The organism is Paenibacillus assamensis DSM 18201 (assembly GCF_000422445.1).
Taxonomy (GTDB): Bacteria; Bacillota; Bacilli; order Paenibacillales; family Paenibacillaceae; genus Paenibacillus_B; species Paenibacillus_B assamensis.
In genome coordinates, this window is record NZ_AULU01000010.1 from 111,920 (window position 1) to 129,110 (window position 17,191).

Annotated in this window: 15 protein-coding genes and 1 riboswitch; of the genes, 10 read left to right on the plus strand and 5 right to left on the minus strand. The window is 43.6% G+C overall.

All coding sequences use genetic code 11. The features are described from left to right. The first annotated feature begins 145 nt into the window (after positions 1 to 145). Positions 146 to 303, plus strand: a riboswitch (cyclic di-AMP (ydaO/yuaA leader). A gap of 62 nt (positions 304 to 365) precedes the next feature. Then, positions 366 to 1,724, plus strand: a complete 1,359-nt coding sequence (locus H580_RS0106615; RefSeq protein ID WP_028594076.1) for a TrkH family potassium uptake protein — start codon at positions 366 to 368, stop codon at positions 1,722 to 1,724. A gap of 118 nt (positions 1,725 to 1,842) precedes the next feature. Next, positions 1,843 to 2,508, plus strand: coding sequence for a potassium channel family protein (locus H580_RS0106620; RefSeq protein ID WP_028594077.1), 666 nt, complete (start codon positions 1,843 to 1,845; stop codon positions 2,506 to 2,508). Between the two features lie 156 nt (positions 2,509 to 2,664). On the opposite strand, the gene H580_RS0106625 is transcribed toward H580_RS0106620, so the two are convergent. Further along, positions 2,665 to 3,582 carry a LysR family transcriptional regulator gene (locus H580_RS0106625; protein ID WP_028594078.1) on the minus strand — a complete coding sequence of 306 codons (918 nt, stop codon included), beginning with the start codon at positions 3,580 to 3,582 and terminating at the stop codon, positions 2,665 to 2,667. Between the two features lie 343 nt (positions 3,583 to 3,925). Between H580_RS0106625 and H580_RS0106630 the strand changes: the two genes are divergently transcribed. The 4 genes from H580_RS0106630 to H580_RS23580 all read left to right on the plus strand — a co-directional run bounded on the left by H580_RS0106630 (position 3,926) and on the right by H580_RS23580 (position 7,942). Beyond that, positions 3,926 to 4,600, plus strand: coding sequence for a succinate dehydrogenase cytochrome b558 subunit (locus H580_RS0106630; protein ID WP_028594079.1), 675 nt, complete (start codon positions 3,926 to 3,928; stop codon positions 4,598 to 4,600). Between the two features lie 17 nt (positions 4,601 to 4,617). Then, positions 4,618 to 6,375 carry a succinate dehydrogenase flavoprotein subunit gene (gene sdhA, locus H580_RS0106635; protein ID WP_028594080.1) on the plus strand — a complete coding sequence of 586 codons (1,758 nt, stop codon included), beginning with the start codon at positions 4,618 to 4,620 and terminating at the stop codon, positions 6,373 to 6,375. A 2-nt stretch (positions 6,376 to 6,377) separates the two neighbouring features. Continuing rightward, entirely contained in the window at positions 6,378 to 7,142 is a 765-nt protein-coding gene (sdhB, locus tag H580_RS0106640; protein ID WP_028594081.1) for a succinate dehydrogenase iron-sulfur subunit, read from the plus strand. A gap of 422 nt (positions 7,143 to 7,564) precedes the next feature. Continuing rightward, positions 7,565 to 7,942 carry a hypothetical protein gene (locus tag H580_RS23580; protein WP_051217296.1) on the plus strand — a complete coding sequence of 126 codons (378 nt, stop codon included), beginning with the start codon at positions 7,565 to 7,567 and terminating at the stop codon, positions 7,940 to 7,942. Positions 7,943 to 8,087: 145 nt separating this feature from the next. Here the strand turns inward: H580_RS23580 and H580_RS0106650 are convergent, their stop codons facing one another. Next, a complete protein-coding gene (locus tag H580_RS0106650) occupies positions 8,088 to 9,449 on the minus strand; it encodes an aldehyde dehydrogenase (protein ID WP_028594082.1) in 1,362 nt (453 codons plus the stop codon). Positions 9,450 to 9,592: 143 nt separating this feature from the next. Between H580_RS0106650 and H580_RS0106655 the strand changes: the two genes are divergently transcribed. Next, complete coding sequence (locus tag H580_RS0106655) at positions 9,593 to 10,588, plus strand: metallophosphoesterase (RefSeq protein ID WP_028594083.1); 996 nt, start codon at positions 9,593 to 9,595, stop codon at positions 10,586 to 10,588. Between the two features lie 160 nt (positions 10,589 to 10,748). Beyond that, on the plus strand, positions 10,749 to 11,498 hold the full coding sequence (locus H580_RS0106660; RefSeq protein ID WP_028594084.1) for a metallophosphoesterase family protein: 750 nt from the start codon (positions 10,749 to 10,751) through the stop codon (positions 11,496 to 11,498). Positions 11,499 to 11,664: 166 nt separating this feature from the next. Here H580_RS0106660 and H580_RS0106665 read toward each other — a convergent pair whose 3' ends face one another. The 3 genes from H580_RS0106665 to H580_RS0106675 all read right to left on the minus strand — a co-directional run bounded on the left by H580_RS0106665 (position 11,665) and on the right by H580_RS0106675 (position 14,657). After that, positions 11,665 to 12,618: a cation diffusion facilitator family transporter gene (locus H580_RS0106665; protein WP_036604778.1), complete on the minus strand. Its 954-nt coding sequence runs from the start codon at positions 12,616 to 12,618 to the stop codon at positions 11,665 to 11,667. A 272-nt stretch (positions 12,619 to 12,890) separates the two neighbouring features. Continuing rightward, on the minus strand, positions 12,891 to 13,706 hold the full coding sequence (locus H580_RS0106670) for a histidinol-phosphatase (RefSeq protein ID WP_028594086.1): 816 nt from the start codon (positions 13,704 to 13,706) through the stop codon (positions 12,891 to 12,893). 48 nt (positions 13,707 to 13,754) lie between these two features. Continuing rightward, a complete protein-coding gene (locus H580_RS0106675) occupies positions 13,755 to 14,657 on the minus strand; it encodes a LysR family transcriptional regulator (protein WP_028594087.1) in 903 nt (300 codons plus the stop codon). A gap of 401 nt (positions 14,658 to 15,058) precedes the next feature. Between H580_RS0106675 and H580_RS0106680 the strand changes: the two genes are divergently transcribed. Together H580_RS0106680 and H580_RS0106685 are read left to right on the plus strand one after the other, a co-directional pair. Further along, on the plus strand, positions 15,059 to 16,327 hold the full coding sequence (locus H580_RS0106680; RefSeq protein ID WP_028594088.1) for an MFS transporter: 1,269 nt from the start codon (positions 15,059 to 15,061) through the stop codon (positions 16,325 to 16,327). Positions 16,328 to 16,358: 31 nt separating this feature from the next. Beyond that, positions 16,359 to 17,174 (plus strand): GNAT family N-acetyltransferase, encoded by an 816-nt coding sequence (locus tag H580_RS0106685; protein ID WP_245583507.1) that lies wholly within the window; start codon positions 16,359 to 16,361, stop codon positions 17,172 to 17,174. The last annotated feature ends 17 nt before the right edge of the window (positions 17,175 to 17,191 follow it).

Genomic DNA, 17,191 nt, shown 5'->3' on the forward strand with positions numbered 1-17,191 from the left:
CAAGCAAACACGCGCGCGGATGAACCACGGAGAGAAAACAAGGTTTTGTAAGCGCTTAATGATGGCGTTTTCCGCTGATTTACTAAGTTTTTGCACAATTGGTGACTTTGTGTGTGTGACATGAAAGATATATAATCTCGTTATGAGCGATATAGAGCCGAGTTTCATCATTGATGAAAGCGGGGGACCCGATTAGTAGGGGTGAATTTTGCGAAACGATTACAATGGTCGTATCGTGAATAGGGCAGCCTGGACGTGCCCGAATCCGTCAGCTAACCTCGTAGGCGAATGGCGTCAGGATTCCGCAAGCATTGGGGTATCCCGTGCTTTTTTTGTGATGTTTTTACATTAACGAGGTGATTCTCATGAGAGATCCCAACAAAAAACGACGTTGGCGGTTAACGCCTCCGAGAGTGCTTGTATGCGGGTTTGCTTTTATTATTTTATTGGGCGCGTTCTTGCTTATGCTTCCAATATCGAATGCAGATGGCAAAACATTGAGCTTTATTGACGCGCTGTTCACAGCGACTTCAGCCGCGTGTGTAACAGGGCTTGTTGTGGTGGATACAGGTACTCATTTTACAATGTTTGGTCAGATCGTACTGTTGATGCTCATTCAAATAGGCGGTCTTGGTTTTATGACGATGGCTACAATGTTTGCGATTGCGTTTCGGAAAAAAATATCGCTGCGTGAGCGCCTTATTCTTCAAGAAGCGATGAATCAGGGCTCTATGGAAGGGATTGTCCGATTAATTCGCAAAGTTATTGGATATGCACTCGTCATAGAAGGTATAGCTGCGTTGTTGTTCTTTGTTCGGTTTTCTTATGACATGCCAAATGGACAAGCTATTTATTATGGTATTTTCCATGCGATTTCCCTGTTTAACAATGCAGGCTTTGATTTGTTCGGACCAATTACTGGACCTTTCTCAAGCTTGACCAGCTATGTGGGTGATCCGATCATTAACGTGGTGGCGATGTTTTTAATCATATCCGGGGGGATCGGATTTATCGTACTATCTGAATTGTATGATTATCGACGTACACGTAGACTGTCTTTGCACAGTAAAGTCGTGTTGTCGACGACAGGTTTTCTCATTGTGATTGGTGCTATCGTCATTTTCATTTTTGAATTCACTAATACGAAGACAATTGCCAATATGCCTTTAATGGATAAGATTTGGGCTTCCTTCTTTCAGTCGGTTACACCTCGTACAGCGGGGGCTAACAGCTTAAATATCCCTGATATGAGGCAGGCGTCTCAGTTCTTTATCGTCATCTTGATGTTTATCGGTGCGTCTCCAGGCTCTACTGGGGGTGGTATTAAGACGACGACCTTTTCGATTCTAATCGGTGCTGTACTGGCTATGATTCGAGGTAAGGAAGATATCGTGATGTTTAAATACCGTCTTGCTAAAGATCGGATTTTCAAAGCGGTAACGTTGACACTACTTGCCCTTAGCCTTGTATTATTGGTATCGATGATTCTGTCAACAACAGAAGATCAGCCGTTTCTTGCGATACTATTCGAAGCGACGTCGGCCTTCGGTACAGTAGGCTTGTCTATGGGGGTTACACCGGAGTTATCTGCGTTCGGTAAGGTGCTCATTAGTTTGACGATGTTTGCAGGGCGATTGGGGCCGCTTACGCTGGCGTATGCATTAGGACCGAAGTCGGAACGTGAATTATACCGACATCCAGAAGGCAAAATAACGATAGGCTAATAATTAAGTGGGTAATTGTATGTATTACGACCAATATAGATGTTTATTTATAACTTAGAATTTATAACTTAGAAAAGAATTAAAAGAAGCTTTAATGGATGAGGGGAATTTATACACTATGGAAGTTCAACAATTTGCTGTTATCGGAATGGGACGCTTCGGCTCCAGCTTAGCTCGTGAGTTAATGGAACTGGGTCATCAAGTGCTCGGCATTGATAAAAGTGAAGAGGCAATTGAAGAAGTTGCTGATGATATTACCCATGCGGTTGTTGCTGATGCAACTGACGAAGAAGTGCTGCGTTCACTAGGGATTCGCAACTTCGACTGCGTCATTATTGGTATTGGGGATAACATTCAGACAAGCATCTTAGTAAGTATCCAAGTGAAGGAACTGGGTGTGAAGAAGGTTGTCTGCAAGGCACTGTCTGAGCTTCATGGCAGGGTGCTAGAGCGGCTAGGTGTGGATCGTATTGTTTATCCAGAGCGAGATATGGGGATTCGTATGGCACATCATCTGGTTTCACCAAACTTGGTTGATTATATAGAGTTGTCTAAAGATTACACGATAGCAGAATTGAGTGTGCCACAATGCTTGGATGGTATAAGTCTCAAGACGCTCGACTCGCGAGGACGTTTCGGTTGCAGCATAGTTGCTTTGAACAAGCCTAATGGTGATGTGATTATCGCTCCAACAGCAGATGATGTGTTGGCTGCGAACGATGTAATGGTTATGATAGGGAAAAATCAGCAGATCGAGGAATTTGAAGAAGATATGATGCATTAATTATTTTTAAAGTATAAATGTGTGAGTATATGAAATGAGAACTGCTTCTTAAATGAAGCAGTTCTTTTTTAGTGAGTATAATTGTGGATTGCATCAATTGTAATTTATAGGCAGATAGACTTGATGCTGTCTAACAGCAATAGATCCATTTATATTTTAGGAAGAAGCCAAATCGTCCATATTCCATGATTCTGAGCGGTGGGCAGCTTCTGATATAAATAGGCGGAGAGCTTCACCTAATGGTGCTTGCTCAGCGTAGACGAGTGAAGTTATGCGCTCTGTATGTTCGAGTTCCTCCATATCTATTGCAATTAAGTTGTTGTCCTCTAGTGATGCTCTCCGCAAATAAGACTTAGGCAGTAAAGCTACAGCTTGTGTCGTGGACAACAATCGAATGATCGCTTCAAAAGAGTCAATCTCCATACGTATGTCCGGCATAACTCGATGTTTACGGAATAGGTCATCGATTAACTTGCGGTACCAAGTTCCATGGGAGAACAGAACCATCGGGAGTGCATGCAGGTGGGCCATTTTCCATTGTTCTAATAGAGCCATTTCGTGCGTGCGTGGGATGACTAGCATCAGATGATCAGACAGCAGTGGTATCGATACGAGCCCTTGCTCCTTAATAGCATCTGCAACTAAACCAAAGTCCACTTGTTTCTCTCTTACATACGAAATGATTTCGTGGGTTTTGCCAGTAACGGCCTTTAATTGGGCATCAGGACATTGCTGCATAAACACTTCAACAAATAGAGGCAGTGTTGTTTGGAGTGTCGTGAGACTCGCCCCGATCGTTACCGTAGATAGTCCTTCTGATTTATAGGCGGCGATTGATTTCATAAAGTTTAGCTGCCTGCTGCGAATATCGAGTGCGAATTCATAGGTCATTTGACCGACTTTTGTCAGCTCTAGTCGCTTACCTTGTCGATTGAAGAGCTGTACATCTAATTCTTGCTCCAATCTTCCGATTTGGCGGGAAAGCGCGGGCTGCGAAATATTGAGCCGTTTAGCTGCTTGGTTCAAGCTGGTGTGGTCTACGACTGTGGCAAATGTCTCTAGTAAATCTAACATGAACCGTATCCTCCTGTGATCAATGATCTTGTCTCTATATTTGAAAAAACAGCAGGTTTCCTTCTTCAGTCATATCCTTATGCATATAGGTTATTAAAATTATAAAAACATTGCAATTCCATTATAAGTGTTTAAGGAGTATGATGGAAGTGTCACAAGTTGTTCACAAGTATAAAAAAGCGGTAAGCGCTTGCAGAAAAGTAGTCTATTTGTCGAAAAGCGGGTAATAGGGAGTACAGAGGGTTGTGACAAATTATTGACGCTTTCGACAGCGACTAGTAAAATGAGGATGCCAATCTACCAAAAACTACATGCACGCAACGGAAAGGGGAAACGACAGAGAATGAAACGAGGTTATTTCTACTCTCGAAAGTTACACTCGTTACTAGGAGTTATACCATTGGGCTTCTTTATGATTACGCACATGGTTTCTAACTTCTCTGCATTCGAAGGCGGACTTGATTCTTTTCAGGACAAAGTAGCACTCATTAACGGGTTACCGTTAGTGCTTGTCTTAGAAATATTCGGAATCTGGCTCCCGCTCTTATACCATGGGGTGTACGGATTGTACATTGCTTATACAGCTCGTAACAACGTAGGCAATTTCAATTACGGCCGCAACTTTGCATTTTTAATGCAGCGTATAACCGGAGTTATTACATTTATCTTCGTAACTTGGCATGTTTTTGAAACACGTGTCCAAATTGCACTTGGCAATTTGCGTTCTGAAGACCTAGGAACTCACATGAATAGTATTTTTGCGAATCCGTTCATGTTGGCATTCTATGTTGTCGGTGCGGTTGCAGCGTCGTATCACTTCGCGAACGGGTTGTGGGCATTTTTCGTAAGCTGGGGCATCACTGTAGGTCCTCGCTCGCAAAAAGTATTCGCAAAAATTTGCATGGGCCTATTTGTAGTTATGTCCGTGATGTTCGTGTTGGCGATCGTTGGGATGCGTCAAGAAGAGTTCGAAGCGGCAAGCGCGATTCTCGCGTCTGCTAAATCGGTTATTGGTTAAGGGAGGAGCAACTCGCGATGGCTAAACAGAATATTATCGTCGTAGGTGGCGGTCTAGCTGGCTTGATGGCGACCGTTAAAGCAGCAGAGGCAGGCGTGCATGTTGATCTGTTCTCTTTAGTACCTGTTAAACGTTCTCACTCTGTATGCGCACAAGGCGGCATTAATGGAGCTGTAAATACAAAAGGTGAAGGGGACTCCCCGTGGGAGCACTTCGATGATTCTATATATGGTGGAGACTTCTTAGCGAATCAGCCACCAGTTAAAGCAATGTGTGACGCGGCACCTGGCATTATTCACTTAATGGACCGTATGGGCGTTATGTTTAACCGTACGCCAGAAGGATTGCTAGATTTCCGTCGCTTCGGCGGAACGAAGCACCACCGTACGGCATTTGCAGGCGCAACAACAGGACAACAGTTGTTGTATGCATTGGATGAACAAGCTCGTCGTTGGGAAGCTGCAGGGCTAGTATCTAAGTACGAGCATCATGAGTTTTTATCCGCTGTTATTGATGATGATGGCGTATGTCGTGGTATTTCTGTACAAGATCTGCACACGATGGAGACGCTTACTTTTAGAGCGGACGCCGTTATTCTTGCTACAGGTGGCCCTGGTATTATCTTCGGTAAGACGACGAACTCTGTTATTAATACAGGGACAGCGGCAGCTGCTGTATACCAACAAGGTGTTAAGTACGCAAATGGTGAGTTCATTCAAATTCACCCAACGGCAATTCCAGGAGACGATAAGCTTCGTCTTATGTCAGAGTCTGCTCGTGGTGAAGGCGGTCGTATTTGGACGTATAAAGACGGTAAGCCTTGGTACTTCCTTGAAGAGAAGTATCCAGCATACGGAAATCTTGTTCCGCGTGATATTGCGACTCGTGAAATTTTCCATGTGTGCGTTGACATGAAGCTAGGCATCAACGGCGAGAACATGGTCTATTTGGACTTGTCCCATAAAGATCCGAAGGAACTGGATGTTAAGCTCGGCGGTATTATCGAGATTTACGAGAAGTTCATGGGTGACGATCCGCGTAAAATTCCGATGAAGATCTTCCCTGGCGTTCACTACTCGATGGGCGGCATGTGGGTAGATTATAATCAAATGACGAACATTCCAGGTTTGTTCGCTGCTGGTGAGTGTGAGTACCAATATCATGGTGCTAACCGTCTTGGTGCCAACTCCTTGCTGTCCGCGATCTACGGAGGTATGGTAGCAGGACCTAAGGCAGTAGAATATGTACGCGGCTTGTCCAAGTCTGCTGAAGATATTTCTTCTACGGTATTTGATCGCGAGAAGAACAAGCAATCCGACAAATACGAAAGCCTCCTCAAAATGGACGGCAACGAAAATGCATATGTACTTCATAAAGAGCTTGGTGAGTGGATGACGAACAATATGACGGTTGTTCGTTACAACGATAAATTGCAAGATACGATTAACAAGATTAAAGAGCTGAAAAGCCGCTATGCGAACATCAACATCCATGATACGGCTCGTTGGAATAACCCAGGCGTGGCGTTTACTCGTCAGTTGTGGAACATGCTTGAGCTTGGAGAAGCGATGACGCTGAGTGCATTGCTTCGTGATGAGAGCCGTGGTGCTCACTACAAGCCGGACTTCCCAGAACGTGATGATGACCGTTTCCTCAAAACTTCGATTGCTTCATGGACAGCGGATGGTCCTGTCATTAGCTATGAAGAAGTAGATACATCCTTGTTGAAGCCACGTAAACGTGACTATTCGACGGACAAGAAGAAAGGGGAATAACGATGGCCGAATCGATGACAGCTGCAAAAAAAGTTAAGTTTGTTGTGACGCGCCAAGATGCTCCGGATGCAAAGTCATATACGGAAGAGTTCGAAATTCCTTACCGTCCGAATATGAACGTCATTAGTGCGCTTATGGAGATTCAACGTAATCCTGTTAATAACTCAGGCAAAGGCACTGCACCCGTTTGTTGGGAATCCAACTGCTTGGAAGAAGTATGCGGTGCTTGCTCGATGGTTATTAACGGCAAGCCTCGACAGGCATGTACAGCGCTTGTCGATAAACTAGAGCAGCCAATTAGACTTGAGCCAATGCGTACGTTCCCAGTTGTGCGTGACTTGGTGATTGATCGTAAGCGCATGTTCAACTCCTTGAAGAAAGTCAAAGCGTGGATTCCGATCGATGGAACATACGATTTGGGACCTGGTCCACGTATGGCTGAACCAAAGCGTCAATGGGCGTATGAATTGTCTAAGTGTATGACATGCGGTGTCTGCTTGGAAGCTTGTCCGAACGTGAATGACAAGACGAGCTTTATCGGTCCAGCTCCAATTTCGCAAGTTCGTCTGTTCAATGCTCATCCAACAGGTGAAATGAACAAAGACGAGCGTTTGGAGACGTTGTTGGATGATGGTGGTATTGAGGGCTGTGGTAACTCACAGAACTGTGTGCGTGCATGTCCGAAGGGCATCCCACTTACAACATCCATTGCAGAGATGAATCGTGATACAACTAAGCTGATGTTTAAGAACTGGTTCAAAGTATAATCATACATGCAGCACTCCCTTGCGACTAACTATTTCAATGCGCAAGGGAGTGTATTTTTTATAGCAATGTGACGATTGGTAGCAGGAAAATTAGATATTTTGTCAAATATATTGGAGAAGCGAAAAAAGCATTAAAGCGGTTACAAAATTTTCTCGAAATCGTAACTTTTTACCTCATAGTGAGTAAAACATTGTATACTACATATTAAAGACATCCTCGTCTAAAAAGTAAAAGCGTGCTAACTTTATCCAAAAAAAGAAAAAAATGTGACTTTGGAGTTAACGATTAGAACGTTCCTACCGATATACAAATTATTCCGTGCAAAGATGACAGTGCTTACTAGTGTAAGGAAAGACATACAAATGAATCGGTACGCGCTCTTAATTGGGATTTGAGTTTGAATAACGGGGGGGCATCATTCATGATGGTTCAATGGTGCGAAAATGAGAAAGTCACATGGGGTTCGAATGGCTTGTATCGATGTATTAAGCCATTGGTAGATGAATGGGATCCTCTAGGATTACTTGCTTTGGGTGCACCTGATGATGAGTATGACTGTTTAACATTATACCTGATGGAAAGATGTTTAGAAGATTGGAACCGCTCACAGCTGACACATGATTTATGTTCCTTTATTGAAGGTCATTTTGGAATAGGGCCATGTATGATGAAACGTGAGCGTGCACAACTATGGCATGAGCACATTGATCAGTTCTGTTATGTCCTATGTACCCACCGTGAAACACTTGAACTTGAAGTGCACAAGTTCATGGAGGTATGCAGAACGAAGGCCAACTAGATATATATGAATACATGCAACCATACAACTATCACATGTATCCGCATGTAAAGAAAAGAGTGTGTCCACCTCCGACGTAACGGAAGGGTTCACACTCTTTTGCTTGCAGTTGAGCTCGTCCATAGACAATTTAGACTTTAGACATTTACTTCATAAACCGCCTCAGCCATTTTAGTGCATGTCGAGTCCCTGGGTATCGGAAGGGTATGTCGAGCCAAGTAGATTGAACGAGCAAGCTCTTCTCATGAGAGAAGGTAGAGAAGCTGAATTGGCCATGGTAACTGCCCATACCGCTTTCACCGACTCCTCCAAACGGAAGATAGGGAGTAGCCAAGTGCATTAGCGTATCGTTTATACAGCCTCCACCAAATGATATTCGCTCTGTGATTTGCTGCTGAATAGCTTTGTCTTGTGAAAACAAATATAGGGCGAGTGGTTTAGGTCGTTCTGTTACCGCTTTAATTACTTCCTCTATATCCTCGTAAGGAAGAATAGGCAAAATGGGTCCAAATATCTCATCTTGCATGACGCGGCTTTCCCACGTGATATCTGTTAGGGTAGTTGGCTCGATACGACGTTTCTCCCGATCATGACGACCACCGAAAGCAATCATCTCACCTTCTAAATAGGAGGTAAGTCGAGTAAAGTGCCTATCGTTAATAATCGAAGGATAGTTGTCACTCATTAAAGGTGCATCACCGTAAAATTGCTGGACAATTGCTTGTAAACGCATAATCAAAGCATCGTGCTGAGAGCGATGAATGTAGACGTAATCAGGAGCTACGCATGTCTGACCTGCGTTCGTCCACTTCCCGAATGCGATCCGTCTGGCAGCTAATTCGATGTCAGCATCCCGATGCACGATACAAGGACTTTTTCCACCTAGCTCTAAAGTTACTGGGATCAGTCGTTTGGCAGCAGCCTGCATGACTATATGCCCTACGGCTGTACTTCCGGTAAAGAAGATATAGTTAAATGGAAGCTCAAGCAGCGCTTCATTTGTGTCGATCCCGCCTTCAACAACGGTAACAAAGGAAGGAGGGAACAGCTCTTGCATGAGGCGCTTCAGCAAGGCGCTCGTATGAGGAGCCAGTTCAGAAGGCTTGATTACAGCGGTATTGCCTGCTGCGATAGCTCCTATAAGTGGACAGAGGGCCAATTGAAAAGGATAATTCCAAGGAACAATGATGAGGACGGACCCATACGGTTCCGGAATCACGTATCCTTTACTGCCTATATGAGTAAGCGGCGTGCGAACACGTCTTGCCTTTGTCCATTTTCCAACGTGCTTCAGTGCCAGTCGCGCTTCATGCAGGACGAGTCCAATTTCCGTGGCATAGGCTTCCGTATGGCTTTTGCCTAAATCAAGACGCAATGCTTCTGCAATTTCCAGCTCGTAGCGATGAATCCCATCTATGAGCGTTTGCAAAGCTTGACGGCGATGGTGGATATCCCGTGTTCGCCCTGTGTGAAAATACTGCTGGTGGCTCTGTAATAGCTGCTCCATTGCTGTCGGGCCTCCTTAGCTGTTAGGTATATAACTATTTAATCACACTTGCTAGATCGTATTCAAAAGAGTCTTTGTAGGTTTGCATTGATAACAGTCGTCCTTCATAATAAATATATATCAGATGAAAGTAGGGATAATCTTTGGCACCACGCCCGAGCAACTCGTCCACAAGGCTGGAACAAGCACAACAACCGACGGATCAGACTCAGCCGGCGACATGGACTTCCAAGAAGATGACCCGAAGAACGTTTATGAAGTATAGCATTGGTGCAGCAGTAGGAATACCTCTCTTAAGTGGTGCTTATGCTAAATGGGTGGAACCTTACCAATTGAGAAGAAGGACGCTTACAATAGCGTCTGAACGTATTCCATCTTCCTTCGATGGAGTGACCATTGCCCACCTGTCAGACCTTCACTACGGTGAATTTGTGACGAAGGAGCATGTAGTCAACATCTTCGAACAAATCATGGCGAATAAGCCTGATATGGTCTGCTTTACGGGCGATTTGGTTGAAGACCATGTCATGCCTGCTGAGACAATCATTGAAGTGATGCGCAAGCTGCAGGCTCCGTTAGGCAAATATGCCGTACTAGGCAACCACGATTATGTGAGAGATAGCCGCGCTTATTTTAGTAGTGATCGTACAGATCTCGTTACGGCCTCATTGGAAGCCTCTGGCTTCCGTGTACTAACGAACAAGCATCATCAAATTCACTATAAAGATTCATCTATAGCAGTAGCTGGTATTGATGATGCACTAGAAGGCAACCCTGATATGGAAACAGCACTTCAGGGATGTCCTCCAAACTTATGGTGTCTGCTGCTGGCTCATGAGCCAGATTGGGCTGACATCGCTAGTCGGTATCCTATTGATCTGCAACTGTCAGGGCATAGCCATGGCGGGCAGGTACGTGTTCCGATAGTTGGGCCGCTTATGCTTCCTTTAATGGCAAAGAAATACCCGGACGGAATGTATCAAATATCGCGCAAGCAGGCGAGAACATCGGAAATACCAGAGTTGCAATTACATACAAGCCGAGGCGTAGGCATGACGCTTATGCCGATTCGTTTCTTTTGCCCGCCTGAGTGGACGCTTATCACCTTAAGAAGTGTAACGAAATCATCTACATCATAGAAACAGGCGTGTAGGATTCAAAAAAATACCGCGAATAGAAATGTTAGCGTTAAGATGAGATAATTATCTATTGCCGAGCTTCCTGCAAATCTATTAAGATCATAGTAATATCCTAGTTAGAAGTACAGAATTGCGTATTTGAGAGGAGGCAGCACCAACTATGCAGACCATAGCTGTTTTAGCAGACATACATGGTAACTTACAAGCATTAGAAGCCGTTCTGCTGGACATTGAACGGCAGGGTGCTGATAAAATCATTTGTCTGGGCGATCTCGTTGGTAAAGGACCGAATCCTACAGAAGTGACTGATTTGATTTTTGCACAATGTGATGTCGTTGTACGAGGGAATTGGGATGAGCTCGTTGTTAACATACAAGATGATGAAAATTTCCGCTGGCATGCTGAGAAGTTAGGGGTTGAGCGATTAGCTAAGCTGAAGCAGCTGCCATTTTCCTATGACTGCATCATTAGTGGACGTCATGTACGTATGCTGCATGCCTCTCCTCAAAGTGTTTACCATCGTGTACAACCTTGGGATGATAAGGAGAAGCGTCTAAGCATGTTTGAATTTACAGCTCAGTTGAATGATCCACTACATCCTTGTCAGTCGCCTGATATCATCATATATGGAGATATTCATCAAGCCTATTTACAACATATTCAAGGTCGTACGTTATTGAATTGCGGAAGTGTCGGCAACCCTCTTGATATGACGCAAGCTTCCTATGTGCTGATTACAGGGCAGTTTGGCAGTATTGAGCAAGATTCGTTCTCTGTTCAATTTTGCCGTGTGCCGTATGATATCGAACAGGCCGTGCGAGCAGCTGAGAAGAGCGATATGCCAGCAGTTAAGCCTTATGTACGTGAATTACGAACAGGTGTATACAGAGGCTTGCAGAAGCCAGAGTGATCCTATCTCATCTGCAGCGATCACGGTTAAGCACTGCCGCTTTATCATATTTGTGCATGAAATAAAAACGGTCTTACTTGAAAGCAATCGCCTTCTTGTAAGACCGTTTTTATATACTGATGTACACGCCTACATACACGAAGTGGAAATACCCAGGTTAAAGGGATTACGTGCGGCTGCGCTTCGCAAATGTTTTGCCGTATTCACCGTGAGGATGAATGTTTGCGTGTTCGGTTTGGATCGTGGAATGAGTAATATTGTAATTTTCTTTAAGTGTTTCATTTATAGCCAATATGACGCAATAAGGTTGAATGTTTTCTCTCACAAAGACATGGGCAGTTAATGAATAATGATCGCTTGAAATGGCCCATAAATGCATTTCGTGAACATCCTCTACGCCTTCAACCTCATAAATATCTGCGCGAATCTGTTCAAGATCGAACTTGTCGGGGACAGCTTCCATCAGGATGCAGTATGATTCCCGTATAATACGTGCTCCACCTAGGAAAATAATGCAGCCGATTACGATACTGATGAAGGGGTCGAACCAGAGCATGCCAGTAAAATAAATAAGCACAGCCGAGACGATAACGCCGATCGAGCTTAGTAAATCGCCAATAAAGTGCCAGAGGGCACTTTGCACATTTAAGTTTTCTTCTTCTTTCATGCTTCGGCTCAATACAATCGTTAAGACGATATTGACGACAAGTCCGATGCTGCTAATAATGAGCATCAGCCGGAAGTCGATATCGACAGGATTGAAGAAGCGACGTACACCTTCGATAAAGATTCCAATCGAAATAATTGCTAATGCTAGGCCGTTTAGAAAGGATGCGATAATTTCAAAGCGCAAGTAACCAAAGGTGTAGCGGGAGTTAGATGCGCGTCTTGCCATATAAATGGCGGTCATACTCAAGCCGAGTGCGATGACATCGGAAATCATGTGAGCGGAATCAGATAAAAGTGCGAGTGAGCGTGACATAATGCCGCCGATAATCTCAACAATTGTAAAAAACAAGGTAAGCAAAAGTGTAACCCATAACGTTTTCAATGAAGAGGATTGTACTTTAGCATGCTCTAAATGGTGATAATCGGAGGATGGCAATGGAGCAGATTTCATTCAAACACCTCATTTTACATTTACTTTACCTTTTGTTACATAACCGTAATATTGCTGTTAACGTCACATAATGTTCGGAGGGTAATATAATAGCAAGACCCCCTTTTGATGAATATATATCCCTTGAATAGAACCTGCGATGGCAGGTTCTTTTTTTATTTATCGGACTTGGAGGCTATATTCGTAATAGAGGGACCAGTTTGTAAATCACTCCAAAAAATAAAGCTGTTCCTCGTACTCGGATGAATGAGCGATAAGAACAGCCTACGTGATCAAATATGTAGCGGCACCCTTTGTTTTTGTTTCGCTTTGTAATACACCCAAGAGGAGAAGCCAATTTCGTGTAAGCGAGCTTGTACCTCTTCCCATTCATCTCCAACGCGCTCTGGCTTATGTGCATCAGAACCAAATGTAATATCGACTCCAAAATAAAGTGCGCGCTCTAAAATAGCATCCGCAGGATACCAGCCGCCGCTTTTCTTTGTTTTGCCCGAAGTATTTACTTCGATGGCAATTCCTTGTTCTGCGATAGTTCGCAAAGTCTCATCTATCACATCCGGCGCTTCGATATCTGAAAATGCGGGATAGTTACCTTTCATCGCATCGATATGACCGAGAATTTGGAACATTTTCGAACGTGCTGATTCTTGAATAAGTCGGTAGTATTCTGATTTGACCTCCATGTGTTGAGCGGAGTTCAATTCTTTCCAACGTGATTTGTTGAAAATACTGATACCAAAAGTGTGGTGCACAGAACCGATAATATAATCAAATGGGTAACGGGACAACGTTTCGTGATACAGCTTCGCATATTCAGGGAAATAGTCTGATTCAATCCCAAGCAGTACATCGATACGACCCTCATACTCTTGTTTCAACGCAAGAACCTCTTCCACATAGGAAGACAATTCACTTTTGCGCATCGTTATCTTTGGGAATGGTTGATCTTCTTCATAGCCAAAGTAAGGAGTATGATCGGAAATACCGATCACCTGTAGGCCCCGAGCTATACCTGCTTCAATATAGTCTCTAATTGTGCCATTAGCGTGACCGCATCGAACGTGGTGAGTATGTAAATCGAACTTCATGATGCACTGCACCTCCTCTACTTGTTGTGAAACGACTTTTCCTTAGTTTTACTCGGAACTAACGAATTGATTCTCAGGCATACCTTTCAAGTCATTCAAAAATTGCTGCATGGCCGAATTTAAATAACGTCCTGAACGGTACATAACACCAACGGGGTGAGCGGTTTCCAACTCGCGAATTTGAACAAATTTAATTGTGCCGCGTTTTAGCTCGTTACTGATCGTTAGCTTGGAGACGATGGCAGCACCTAGATTGAGCTCAACCATACGTTTTACTTCTTCACTGCTGGATAAATCCATAACAACATGCGGATGAATGTTATGTTTGCGGAATACTTCATCTGCAAATCTTCTGCCAACTGTGTCCGGTGACAGCATAATAAGTGGAACGTCCTTGAGCATGTCCATCGTTGCATGAGAGTGCTGTGCTAGTGGATGCTCAGGGCTAACGACGAGTTCAAACGTATCATAATATAGAACGGAAGATACTAAGCTGGGGCTTTTCTCCAGCAAATAGCCAATGCCAATGTCGACGGTTCCGTTCTCGATCTGAGCTACGATTTGAGAAGATGACATAGACAATATGGTTGTTTTAATGAGCGGGAATTGATCTTGAAAATAAGATAAAATACGCGGCAATATCTGAATGGCAATGGATGTTGTCGTGCCAAGTACGATATGGCCTTGTGGTACTTGATTCAGATCTGCAAGCTTCTGCTTTAAGTTATCTACTGTATTCAGAATTTGCTCAGCGTGTTCCAGAAATAGCTTGCCGCTGTCCGTCAGTGTGACAGGCTGATTACGATCAATCAAAACGGTCTTAAACTCATCTTCTAAGCTCTTAATTTGAGCAGACACAGCGGGCTGAGTAAGATTAAGCAACTCTCCTGCCTTACGGAAGCTCATCGTCTTTGAGATTGTCAGTAGTGTTTCCAGTTGGCTCAAGTTCATGACAGTCAGTCCTCCTCTTGATTACCGGATTTTTTATATGTAGAAACAAGAACCTTACCGTTACGTACTAGGCGTGAACGAGTGAAGTTAAACCGTAACGTGCACTGTAAATAAAATTTGTCATAATGATTATTATAGATGAAGGGTTGGAAATGGGCAATGAATTAGCCATTTCTTCCATTTAAAAGTAAATATCTTCATCTTATTCCCAGATTGAAAAGCATGAATGAGGAGCCAAGTAAATGCATTCAGTATCCGTGTAAGTCTTTATTGACGCAAGGTTTATCTTACTTCAAAATATGAATAATCGCTCGCTTGCTCAAATATAGTGATGGACATCCGATAGCAGCATATAATAGCGATAAACTAACAGCTGGATGAGCCTCATGAGGAGGAAAAGAATGATTACGAAGCAGCAACGCAGTTGGATGATGTATGACTGGGCTAATTCGGCATTTGCTACAACGATGATAGCGGCTGTACTTCCGATTTTTTATCAGACTGTGGCAGCTTCTACACTCGACAAACATGTGGCGACTAGTTACTGGTCTTTTACACAGACGACGGCCATGATTCTCGTTGCGCTCATCTCTCCCGTACTAGGGGCAGTGGCGGATTTGTCACAACGCAGAATGGCCATTTTGAGAGCGTTTGCATGGACGGGCGCACTAAGTTGTGTGCTTATGAGCCTAGCCGGTAATGGTGACTGGTTACTTGTATCCGCCTTGTTCATTTTTGGTACGCTCGGCTTTTCAGGTGGTAACACCTTCTATGATTCATTACTTCCTTCTATTGCCTCATCTGAGCAGAGGGATGAACTATCAGCAAGAGGATATATGTACGGCTATATAGGTGGAGGCATACTGCTCGCACTGAACATTTTAATGTTAGAAAAATATTCTTGGTTCGGTATTCCCGATAAGCTGGCTGCTACACAGATCGTATTTGTATCCGTTGGAATCTGGTGGTTTCTCTTCTCGATTCCGTTGTTCCGCACGATAAAAGATCCTGTGGAGTGGAACAGGAAGCCAGTCCGTTTTTATGCGAATCAAGGATTCAGCCGCGTTATCCGTACCATACGTGAAATTCGTCGTTATCCAGAGCTATTGAAATATTTGCTGGCATTTTGGTTCTTTAATGATGGCATCACCACCATTATTAGTATGGCAGCGATTTACGGAGCTCAGCTTGGTATCGGAACAACGCATTTAATTGCAGCACTTCTTATTACACAATTTGTGGGCATTCCATTTACTTATTTATTTGCTAGATTTGCCAAGCGTCTTGGTTCTAAGCGTTCCTTATACATCTCTTTATCGATATATATGATTATCGTTCTGCTCGGTTATTATATGCAAACTGCGGTTCATTTTTACATGCTCGCCTTCATGGTTGGCATGGTACAAGGTGGAAGTCAAGCAGTAGCACGTTCGATCTTTAGCCAGTTGGTTCCAAAAGGACGAGAGTCTGAGTTCTTCGGCTTCTTCAGTCTTTCCAGTAAAGTATCAGCTTCCATTGGCCCGGCTGTGTTTGGGATCGTTGGTTTGGTAACAGGTTCTACAAGGTTGGCGATTTTATCTATTTTACTGTTCTTTATAGTAGGCATATTGTTGTTCATGAGAGTAGATATCGCAAAAGGAAAAGTTGAAGCGGGTGAAGGTCAGTCATAACCATTATGGAGCTGTTGGGGAGGACTTGAACGTGGAAATAATCAAGGATATCGATCGTAATCGTCGTATTGAACAGTATGCATTGAACGCTTGGCCAGCTCTCCAGACGAATGTACTAGATGGGTGGTTGCTGCGCTTTGCTGAGGGGTATACAAAGCGATCTAATTCGGTAAGCGCTATCTATCATCAGTCAGAGGTCCAATCTTACGAACAGCTTTTAGAAAAGATGGATATTTGTGAACAATTATATGAGGGTATGGGTCTTGATGTTATTTTTAAAATGACTCCGTTCGTTCCGAGTCCCCTTGATGCTTTGTTAGCAGATAGAGGTTATCAGTATGTTGAACCTTCCAGTGTGCAAGTGCTTGAATCCTTGCATGATTTGCATGGGCTTACAGCGTATCGTGAACAAGCTGAGCAATCTGAGATAGAAGTGGAAGTGTGTGAATATATAAGCCAGAAGTGGCTTGATGTTGTTGCCGACTTCAATCATCTGTCCACACATAATCGTCACATTACAAGACAGCTCTTATCGAATTCGCTGCTGCGCAAAGGGTTTTTCATTTTATATGTGCAGTCTGTACCAGTTGCCTGTGGATTAGGTGTCATTGAAGGAGATTATATTGGTCTCTATGACATCGTTACAGCTGAGCCTTATCGAAACAAAGGGTATGGAGAGCAGCTTATCCGAGGGATATTGAATTGGGCGTTGTCAGTTGGTGCCACGAAAAGCTATATTCTTGTTGTACAGAGTAATCATAGTGCGAAAAGATTGTATGAGAAGTTGGGATATAAAGAGATCTACACGTACTGGTATCGTGTGAAAGCAAATGACAATAAAGCATGATGATGTTGTGAAAATGA

Coding starts and splice junctions, on each gene's coding strand:
- H580_RS0106615 (WP_028594076.1), top strand. CDS start 366: ATGAGAGATCCCAACAAAAAACGACGTTGGCGGTTAACGCCTCCGAGA.
- H580_RS0106630 (WP_028594079.1), top strand. CDS start 3,926: ATGAAACGAGGTTATTTCTACTCTCGAAAGTTACACTCGTTACTAGGA.
- H580_RS0106680 (WP_028594088.1), top strand. CDS start 15,059: ATGATTACGAAGCAGCAACGCAGTTGGATGATGTATGACTGGGCTAAT.
- sdhB (WP_028594081.1), top strand. CDS start 6,378: ATGGCCGAATCGATGACAGCTGCAAAAAAAGTTAAGTTTGTTGTGACG.
- H580_RS0106625 (WP_028594078.1), bottom strand. CDS start 3,582: ATGTTAGATTTACTAGAGACATTTGCCACAGTCGTAGACCACACCAGC.
- H580_RS23580 (WP_051217296.1), top strand. CDS start 7,565: ATGATGGTTCAATGGTGCGAAAATGAGAAAGTCACATGGGGTTCGAAT.
- H580_RS0106675 (WP_028594087.1), bottom strand. CDS start 14,657: ATGAACTTGAGCCAACTGGAAACACTACTGACAATCTCAAAGACGATG.
- H580_RS0106670 (WP_028594086.1), bottom strand. CDS start 13,706: ATGAAGTTCGATTTACATACTCACCACGTTCGATGCGGTCACGCTAAT.
- sdhA (WP_028594080.1), top strand. CDS start 4,618: ATGGCTAAACAGAATATTATCGTCGTAGGTGGCGGTCTAGCTGGCTTG.
- H580_RS0106620 (WP_028594077.1), top strand. CDS start 1,843: ATGGAAGTTCAACAATTTGCTGTTATCGGAATGGGACGCTTCGGCTCC.
- H580_RS0106665 (WP_036604778.1), bottom strand. CDS start 12,618: ATGAAATCTGCTCCATTGCCATCCTCCGATTATCACCATTTAGAGCAT.
- H580_RS0106660 (WP_028594084.1), top strand. CDS start 10,749: ATGCAGACCATAGCTGTTTTAGCAGACATACATGGTAACTTACAAGCA.
- H580_RS0106650 (WP_028594082.1), bottom strand. CDS start 9,449: ATGGAGCAGCTATTACAGAGCCACCAGCAGTATTTTCACACAGGGCGA.